General features: G+C 42.8%; 5 protein-coding genes and 2 pseudogenes. All 7 read right to left on the bottom strand.

Going from position 1 to position 9420, the window contains the following annotated elements; all coding sequences use genetic code 11:
• Positions 1–116: 116 nt before the first annotated feature.
• Positions 117–764: pseudogene (gene pstA / locus AC2VDX_RS11980) on the bottom strand (phosphate ABC transporter permease PstA); the annotation flags it as partial.
• Positions 765–769: 5 nt separating this feature from the next.
• Entirely contained in the window at positions 770–1711 is a 942-nt protein-coding gene (gene pstC / locus AC2VDX_RS11975) for a phosphate ABC transporter permease subunit PstC (RefSeq protein WP_378178940.1), read from the bottom strand.
• A 76-nt stretch (positions 1712–1787) separates the two neighbouring features.
• On the bottom strand, positions 1788–2774 hold the full coding sequence (locus AC2VDX_RS11970) for a PstS family phosphate ABC transporter substrate-binding protein (protein ID WP_378178943.1): 987 nt from the start codon (positions 2772–2774) through the stop codon (positions 1788–1790).
• A gap of 793 nt (positions 2775–3567) precedes the next feature.
• Positions 3568–3699 (bottom strand): hypothetical protein, encoded by a 132-nt coding sequence (locus AC2VDX_RS11965; RefSeq protein WP_378178946.1) that lies wholly within the window; start codon positions 3697–3699, stop codon positions 3568–3570.
• A gap of 336 nt (positions 3700–4035) precedes the next feature.
• Entirely contained in the window at positions 4036–4563 is a 528-nt protein-coding gene (locus tag AC2VDX_RS11960; protein WP_378178952.1) for an MgtC/SapB family protein, read from the bottom strand.
• Between the two features lie 402 nt (positions 4564–4965).
• Positions 4966–5857 (bottom strand): annotated as a pseudogene (cysK, locus tag AC2VDX_RS11955) (cysteine synthase A); the annotation flags it as partial.
• A gap of 229 nt (positions 5858–6086) precedes the next feature.
• On the bottom strand, positions 6087–9281 hold the full coding sequence (locus AC2VDX_RS11950) for a GAF domain-containing protein (protein ID WP_378178949.1): 3195 nt from the start codon (positions 9279–9281) through the stop codon (positions 6087–6089).
• Between the last annotated feature and the right edge of the window lie 139 nt (positions 9282–9420).

Here is a 9420-nt window from a genome sequence, read left to right as displayed (position 1 = left end):
CCATTTCTCAAAGCATGGAGGCATTGCGTCGGGTGTAGTTTCCTTCATGGGTATTTTTCAACGTGAACTTCTTATCTGGCATGGATCATAACTCATTTGGTTTTAATTCATTGTTTAAGTCCCGTTAAGATGCCTAGAATTGCATAAGGTAAGACGTGATTCCACACCGTTTGCCATTTGGTTGTGCCTAAGCCATAAGAAGCTTGTCGTAAAGAATCGGGAACAGCTCGGATTGCTTCTCTAGCAGTCACAATAATTACTGGTAAAGACAGCAAGGACAACGTTAGTGCCCCAGAAAGCAAAGCTGGCCCAAAATTCAAAAGATAATTGAAAACCCCTAATCCCAGTAGACCGTAGACAATTGAAGGGACTCCAGCTAGGTTGCTAATATTAATTTCAATAATATCAGTCCACCAAGCTTTCGGTGCATATTCTTCAAGATATAAAGCCGCTCCTACACCGATAGGTACGGAAATTAGCATTACTAATCCCCCTAGAAGAATGCTGCCAAAAATAGCAGGGCGTATGCCACCTCTATCGGGGAACCGGGAAGGAGTTTCAGTCAAAAAACCAGGTGTCAGCAGTCTGCCCAATCCATCCTTGAAGACATCGAAGACCAGAACGGCAAGCACTACCAAACCAATACTCAGACCAATCAAAAAGATAATTTCAAAGATTTTTCCTGTTGTTTCTCTCTTTTCTACATTTGCAGTAAACTCTTCGCGTGGTTCTTGGAACTTGTTTTGGGAAATCGAATTAGTCATGTTTATTACTCGTATTTTTCTTTATAGCGATTAGAAATCCAATGACTGACAATGTTTAAAGTTAGAGTCATCAAAAACAGAACAGCTCCCACAGCATATAAAGTGTTATAATTAACACTACCTCTGAGACTATCATCTCCTGAAATTTGAGCCATATAAGCTGTCATTGTTTCTACTGATTGAAAGGGATTAAGGCTGATTCTCGGCTCTTGCCCAGCAGCAATTAGTACAGTCATCGTTTCACCGACGGCTCTAGAAATGCCCAGAATAATGGAGGCAGCAATTCCAGAAAGGGCGGCAGGAAGCACAACTTTAAAGATAGTTTCCAGTTTGGTTACGCCTATTGCGTAAGCTCCTTCCCGCAACGAGCGAGGCACAGATTGTATGGCATCCAAGCTGATAGAGCCAACTGTAGGGCTGATCATTATTCCCATCATCAACCCAGCGCTTAAAGCGTTAAAAATTTCTAGGGGGAGAAATAACCGCAGAACTGGCGTCACAAATAAAAGCGCAAAGTAGCCATAGACAACGGTAGGTACTCCCGCCAGCAGTTCTACTGCTGGGCGTAAAATAGCTGCCGCCTTGGGTGAAGCATATTCCGCTAAATAGATAGCAGAACATAAACCCAGAGGAATGGCAACGAGCATGGCAATAGTCGTAGTAAGTATAGTGCCATTGATTAAAGGCCAAATTCCAAAATGTTTCTCTGCAAACAAAGGTGTCCACTTGGTATCAAGAAAGAACTCAGCGAAGGAAACTTTTTGGAAAAAGTCAAAAGTTACTCGGAAGATGATAAAAACAATTCCAAACGTAGTCAGGATGGAAATCAACGCGCAACAAAATAAAATCGCCTCGATAACTTTTTCCTGGATATCGTCAGAGGCTTTTTTTTCGAGCGATCGCCTGGATTCGCTATTAAATTGATTACTAAAATTTGTGTTTTGCATAAGGAAAATTTAGCTAAAAATGCTGTTAGTAATTGAGTAATCTTGTTTAAGCTTTGTTGTAGATTTTCTGTTCATCTTAAAGAAGATTTGCGATCGGTTCGCCAGGTTTGGCATCTTTGAATTTAGAACCTGTTTCCCCAGAGGCAAGTTTTTGTTTTATCTTGTGGTAAGCCTCGTCGGGTAGCGCCACATAACCAACTTGATCGACCCATTTCCACGAATTCTCTAGATAGAACTCAGCAAACTCTCTTACCGAAGGTTTGTTATCTAGGGCAGTCTTGCTGACATAGATAAAGAGGGGACGAGATAAAGGTAGATAAATGTTTCTAACAACATTGTCTAGCGGAACTGGCTTTTCACACTTTCCTTTTGGACTTTCCACACCAACCAAGTTCAGCTTGTCTTGGTTTTCCATATAGTAAGATATCCCCACATACCCTATAGCATTTGTGTCGCCCGCAATTCCTTGGACAAGAACGTTTTGATTGTGACTAGGAGTGTAGTCTGTGCGGCTATTTTTGGCTTTGCCAGTAACAGCTTGTGTGAAATAATCAAATGTTCCAGTATCAGAAGCAGGGGCATAAAGCTTTAACCTCTGATCGGGAAACTTTGGATTAATTTGATTCCAGTTGGTTATTTTGCGGTCTGATTTGGAGTTCCAAATTTTGTTAAGTTCCTCGATTGTCAAACATTTAGCAAAGTTATTTTTACGATTGACAATCACGGCAATTCCGTCTAATGCAACAGGCAGTTCTACAAAATCAATGCCCTTCTTTTTACATCTTTCGATTTCTTCATCCTTAATGGAACGAGAAGCGCCAACGATATCAATTTCTCCAGCAAAAAACTTACTCATCCCTCCGCCAGTACCGCTTGAAGCCACACTAACCTGAGCATCAGGTTTAACTTTTTGAAATTCTTCAGCTACTGATTGATGGATAGGAAAGCCTACCGCTCCACCATCAATACTCACCTGCGTCTTTCTTTCCTCTTCTTTACTACAAGAGGTTATCCCGAAGATGAGAACTATCAGAGATGTTAGTAAAACCCGATAATTTAACATGATTACGAAAGAGCATTGTAATTAAATTTACTCAGGTACAAAGAGATGCATAGGATTGAGAGGATCTGTAAAGAATAAATAGATAACCTCCATCTGTCACGAACTGTCACGAACGTCAAAGCAAGGCTGAAGAGGAGTAACCAGCGGAGCGGTGAGATGGTTCATAGGTATCCTTATCAATATCTCAACGAGACGAAAAGTAATACCCGATTGAGAATCACACCCTCATCAACCCAACTAAAGAGAAGGTAAACCCGATTTCCATCTGTTGCCTGGATTGTGCGCCTGGGGCGGGTGGAAGATGCGAAGGCGCACGATAACAACATCAGTGATTCTCCAGCTAAGTTGTTACTTGTAGCGGTTTGCAGCTTTCATTTAATACGCTCGGATGTTCATGATGCATTTTTGATTGGTATGTAACGATGAATTCTGAATCCAGACAGTTGGGCTTTACTTTAGTTGGATGTTGGTGTAAACTCCGGTTTCCCGGTAGGATTACTGTACTCTCAATACCTATCAATATATTTATACAGAAAATTTTTTCTGAATATCACTCTTTGGATATATATTCCCGTATTCCGACCAAATTGGCGTAGATTGTTTAAATAAACGACTAATCTCTCAGGAGCTAGTGTCCAATCTATAGCTGAGCTTGTTTGATTGAACAAGTGATACAGCTGATGCTCATAACCATCTACAGGGGATACAAACAGAGAATCCGCTGAGCATCTGTTGAATTCTATCGGTGCATGAAGATTCAGTAGCCATAGATCCAACGGTCGAGACAACTGATTCAAATTTTGTGGCGTTGCAAAGCATCTGTCGAAGTTGTGGGGTCTTGTTCTTGATAGGCTAAGAGAAACTGAGGCTTCATCGGTGAATTCTGACGTTTGATCTGGGCTAAAAGTAGCGTGGCTGTTACCATCCGCCACGCACAGCTTGAAATGCTTACTATGTAATCATCCTAGGGAAAATTATTGATTTTGACTCCGAAAAGAAGTTTTGATAGGCTTTCATCGGATGGCGATCGCTGTCCTAATAAAACTATTAGATTTTTGTAGCCTGAAAACCTTGTGGTTAGGTTACTAAACGTTGTTCTAATTAAAGTTACGCGATGTGCAACTAAGCTCATCAGTCAGAAAAGTCTCACAATCAGATGCAAGAATCCCGTAGCTGTCTTCTAGGGGTAGTGTCAGTTTCACCAACCGAACCGTAGGAAATATCGCAGCGATCGCTCTTAAAAGTCCTACGAATGAAGTTATTACTGCTCTGAATCTTGATTCGATGCAGCGTCTTTTTCCGGTGTTTTCGTCCGATTGTCATCGTAAAGACGAATCAAGGGAGACTTCTTGAGTTTCTTCACTCCACTGAGAACCACCAATGCAAATAGCGTTCCAATCAGACTCATTCGCCATAATCCACAGCCAGCGGCGGCTCCCAATCCAGCCGCCAACCAAATAGTTGCGGCGGAAGTTAGCCCCTTGACTTCGGCTTTTCTAAGTTTTTGATGAGATTGTTGCAGAATCATTCCCGCACCCAGGAACCCAACTCCCGTAGCAACGCCTTGGATGGTGCGACTCAGAGCATTGGAAGAAGAAAAGGTATTGTCACCATCCACCTGCAAAGGAATCATTACAAATGCGGCAGCGCCTAAGCTAACTATCATAAAAGTTCTCAAGCCAGCAGGTCTACCAGGCTGCTGGCGGTTCATGCCAATCGCGCCGCCAACCAGTAGTGCAGTGGTAAGCCTAAAGGTTACACTCTGCCAATCACTTGGGCTGAAAAACATCGAACTCATTGCTGGAACTCCCAGAAGAACTAGAATACTTATCCCTCAGTCCCCCAATGTACTGATTAAAAACTGGGCTAGGGTAGTCCAGTTACTTGTGACTGGCTAGGCGATATCTTTGCTATATCACAGTAACTACGGTAATTCGCTCGGTTTACTGTGGTTTAAAAATTAGTTTAGGTTAAGAATAGGTTAAAAGCAACCATAAAACTAAACTGGCGATCGCTATCTCTGTTTGCAGATAATGTAGGGGCACCTCTTGTGGGTGCCCTGCGTAGAGCGATGTCACCCACAAGAGGTTCCATGAATATTTTTACAGCGCGATCGCATTTAGTTTGCGATCGCGTCTTGACATCAAAATATAGGCACTAATACAGCGATCCAACTACTCCAACAGTTGATTTAAACCAGAATTGGAGAATCCTGAATTTCCGGTTCTCGAAATAACGGTGTACTCAAATAACGTTCGCCAAAACTGGGTTGTACCATGACAATCAAACGACCTGCATTCTCTTCACGTCTAGCAATCCGAATTGCAGCACCTAAAACCGCTCCGGAAGAGATACCCGACAACAACCCTTCTTCTCGACCCAAGCGGCGACCATAATAAATCGCCTCCTCATCCATGACAGTAATTACTTCATCAATCAGCTCTGTTCGGAGAACTTCTGGGATGAATCCAGCACCAATTCCTTGAATTTTATGCGCTCCCGCCTGACCTCCAGAGAGAACTGGACTGCTAACTGGTTCTACAGCGATCGCTTTAAAACTCGGTTTTCGTGCCTTGATTACCTCACCAACTCCAGTCAGCGTGCCACCCGTGCCAATCCCCGCAACTAAGAAATCTACTTCACCGTCAGTATCAGCCCAAATTTCCTCGGCTGTCGTTTCCCGATGGATTTGGGGATTGGCTGGGTTGCGAAATTGCGGTACAAAAGCATTGGGAGTTGTCGCCGCAATTTGTTCGGAAGGGAGCGATCGCTCCCTTCATGCCTTCAGCTCCAGAAGTCAGTTCCAGTTTGGCACCATAAGCTTTCAGCATCGCCTGCCGTTTTTGGCTCATCGTCTGTGGGATCGTCAAAATCAAGGCGTAGCCTTTCGCCGCCGCTACCATCGCCAGCGCAATGCCAGTGTTGCCAAAAGTGGGTTCAACGATAATCGTTTTTCCCGGCTGAATTAGACCAGCCTCCTCAGCAGCTTGAATCATACTGACGCCAATGCGGTCTTTAACTGAAGCTGTTGGGTTCATCCCCTCCAACTTCACAACAATTCGCGCTACAAAGCCTTCCGACTTTTGACCGTATTCACTTTTTAGAGGAAGAAATGGAATCGTTAAAAGCTCAAAAAATTGTACCTGTTGCTATGCACTCTAGCCTTCAGAAGGCTATCTTTTCAAACGCTTCTAATCGGCTAATTTCAGAGTTCCTCGACGGGGCAGGAATTTAGATAATTTAAAACTCCAACCCTGACCGCTAGTAAAAAGAGGTGGGGTTCTTCCAGAATTACTGAACCAACGCTTTAATTTACAATGCACTCAGGTTTTCTCGAAGCGATCGCTCTTGTCTTTTAACTGCTGCTAAAAGTTCGGCATTCTGGAGGATGACTCCAGCTTGATTATTAAAGATTTGCATATATTTTTGATCGCTGTCATCAAAACTAGCCCTGAAATATTCCGGAGCTTCCTCTTGTAAAAACGCTAATTGATCGAGTCTTTCATATTCTGGAAAGTCTCCTTGCTTCCTTTTATTCACTAATTGAGTCACCCCAATCAAATCACCATCGGGACTAAAAACTGGCATACATAGTAAGCTACAAGTGCGATAACCCGTCTGAAGATCGGTTTTTTTTGCTGTCTCCGAATCTGGGCGAGAATATAAATCGAAAGGAATATTCAAAGGCTCTCCTGATTCGGCAACTTTGCCAGCATAACCTTGTCCTACTTTCACCCGCAATTCTTTTACAGAACCATCGTCAAAGGGAATCTGCGTCCACAATTCACCAGCTTTTTGATCTAAAATCCACAAAGTACTGCGGTCGGCGTTCATTAGTTTCTTGGCTGCTTCCATCACCCGCTTGAGAATTTCTTCAAGATCCAAACTGCTTTGATTCACTGAACGAGCTGCTGCCATTAGTGCGGCTGCCACTCGTTGCCCCCTAGCTGTTTTATGATAAGAGCGGAAGCTTTCTAAAATCATTTGAATCATCGGGGCATTTTCCGCAAATCGTTCTTCATCGGCTTTCGTAAAGCCCTGTTGATCGATTCTTTCTGCTAAAGATGCAGTCCGGTCGCCAAATCGCTTTAATTTGTTGAGTAACTGAATAACTGCGACTAAATTTCCCTGCTCATTTAAGAGTGGCAACGCCAACATTGTATAAGTGCGATAGCCATTTTTTTTGTCTTGCTCTTTTGCTGCACCAGAGCGAGGATCTTCATAAAAATCAAAGGGAATAGTAATAACTTCTTTGCGGGCTGCCACTTCGCCCACAATTCCTTTATTAGCAGGTATCCGAATTTCTAAAGAACCCTCTCCATCTGCTTCGGCGATAATTGACCAAAATTCATTTTTGTCTTGATCTAATAGAAATATACTCGTGCGGTCGGCACTCAAAGATTTGCCCATTTTTAGAGTAATCGAACGCAAGGTGCTATCCAAAATATCATCAAAACCCTGGTTATCCATGACACTATTGAGCATCGCCAGAGTTTGACTTACCACATTTTTTTGCTGAGATTCTGCCTCTTGTTTGACGCTGGCAAATTTCTGGGCGTTTTGCAGAGCAACCCCCGCTTGAGAGTTAAAAATCTGCATATATTTTTCACTATTTCCATCAAAACTAGCCTTGAAGCATTCGGGGGCTTCGGGCCAATTATCTGGGTTATATTCTGGAAACACACCCGGTTTCTTTTTATTCACTAATTGGGTGACACCCAGTAATTCGCCATCCGGACTGAAAACGGGCATACAAAGTAAACTACAAGTGCGATAACCCGTCTTTTGATCCGTTTTCTTAGCTGTCTCCGAATCAGGGTGATCGTACAGATCGAAGGGAATATTTAAAGTTTCTCCCGATGCAGCAACTTTGCCAGCAAAACCTTGCCCTACTTTGACTCGCAATTCTCGAACAGAACCGTCCTCAAAAGGAATTTTTGTCCATAGTTCATTTGCCTCTCGATCTATTAGCCAAAGCGTGCTGCGATCGGCATTCATCAGTTTTTTTGCCGCATCCATGACTCGACCCAGGACTTCTTCAGAATCGAGGCTGCTTTGCGAGAGCGATCGCGTTGCTTCTGTGAGTGCTTCTGAGGCTTGTAGTCTTTGGGTTAATTTGTAACAATACTGGCATCTTTCCAGAATTCGTCGAATTGCCGGAGCATAGTCAGCAAACTGTTTTTGATCGGCTTCTGTGAAGCCGTATTTATCAATTCTTTCTGAATAGCGAGCTTGCGGATTATTCGGCTGCTTTAACTTATTCAGTAATTGGACAACGGCAACTAAATCTCCCTGCTCGTTTAATAATGGTAAAATTAACTCGTTGTAGGTGCGATATCCCTTATTTTTGTCTGGTTCGTCCGCTTCCAAATCAGCGGGATCGTCGCAAAAACTAAAGGGAGTACTGACAAATTTTTTGAAATAAGTTAAACGTCCTTTTGTTTCTTTATTCGACAAAATTTGAAGTTCGGGATGATTTCCGTCTTCATGCCTAGCGATAATTGACCAAAGTTCACTTTTTTCTTCATCTATAAAGAAAATTGTCGTGCGATCTACACTCAGTAGTTCGCCCATTTTTAAAGTAATAGAACCTAATATTTCTGAAAGAATATCATCAAATGTTTTGCCTTCCATCACGCTAAGCATCGATAGAAGTTTTTGTTCTTGGGTGGCAACAACTTGCATGAAGTCGGCGTGCATATCCGCTAATGCTTTGTTCACCCACCTTTCGTTAAATACAGAGGCATAAATGCGGTTACAAACCTTTAATTTCCCTTGCTGCTTGACAATTGCTCCTGACAGTAGCAATTCGATTTGTTCTGGACTTTCGTCAAATGCTAATTCATCTCGTTGCAAAATTAACTGATAGAGATCCAGTAGCGCACGGCTTCGCTGTCCAATTCGGAGAAGGCGATCGCGTATCGTCTTTAGATGCGGTGGTTCATCCATCGCTTCCCAACTTTCGATGATGCGGGATCGCACTAATTTCTCAACCCACTCTGGGATTTGGGTAATTGGTAATAAGTTTTGCTCTGCTTGTTGAAGGACTAATTTGCAAAGTTTTTGGGTAAGAAACGGCTGTCCTCCCGTCCAATCTAATACCTCTTTTAGCACTTCTTGAGGATTGCTAATTTTCCCTGCTAAACCCCCCGCTAAAAGCTGCGCTTCGTGTAATTGAAAACCATATAATTCAATCGCACGACCAATATTAAAAGGAGTACGATTTTTGTCTTGCATCAAATCAGAGGGACTTGCAACTCCCAGCAAGGCAAAAGTCAGACGTTCGTATTCATTGCAGGCGCGGATAAAAGCAAAAAAGTCATCAGTCTTAAAATTTAAGCTGAGGACGCTATCAATTTCGTCGATAAAAATAACAATTTTGTGGCTGACTGATGTTAGCAGCACTTGTTCGATAAATTCACTTAAGCGCTGCACTGGAGGTAAAAAAGCGCGATCGCGCAACCAACTTTGTAAGTTAATCTTGTCTGAAAGCTGGAAACTCGTCACTAAACGCCTTATCCAGGGCTATTTCATTCTAAAGATTGACTTCAAGTGGTTCAAGCTGAACCCACAACGACGCTGAGCTTGAGCCATGTTGTCAAAGCCTAAATCACGATACAGGTTGAGAGCTAGATTGCGGGCGACT

This window comes from Coleofasciculus sp. H7-1 (assembly GCF_057473865.1).
This window is presented reverse-complemented; position numbering and strand designations above follow the sequence as displayed.